The organism is Neisseria oralis (assembly GCF_045062685.1).
GTDB classification, from domain to species: Bacteria; Pseudomonadota; Gammaproteobacteria; order Burkholderiales; family Neisseriaceae; genus Neisseria; species Neisseria oralis.
Window position 1 is genome coordinate 1 of sequence record NZ_JBJGEB010000049.1, and the last position, 280, is coordinate 280.

1 pseudogene is annotated in these 280 nt (G+C 55.4%); it reads right to left on the minus strand.

Annotation, left to right across the window (positions count from 1 at the left end):
• Positions 1–7: 7 nt before the first annotated feature.
• Positions 8–280 (minus strand): annotated as a pseudogene (locus ACI43T_RS12030) (hypothetical protein); the annotation flags it as partial.

Consider the following 280-nt stretch of genomic DNA (forward strand, 5'->3'; position numbering starts at 1 on the left):
GGTATGTTCATAATGGTTCAATCGGTGTAACCGACCAGCGGGTTTGGTCGGGTAGGGTAATCAGGAACTGTCCGCCAATATGATTGACGCACCATATGTCCCGATTGCGGTAGCGGAACAATGTTCCTTCTTTGCAGAAGGATGCGCCGCCATCTGCCTGTTTGAGACCGGGATAGGGGGGCGCGGTATTTTCGGCGGTTATCAGCGGGAGCAGTGCGGCAAACAGGCGACGAGACGGCATATTGGGCATCACGAACCCGTCATTTTCCCAGCCTCCGCT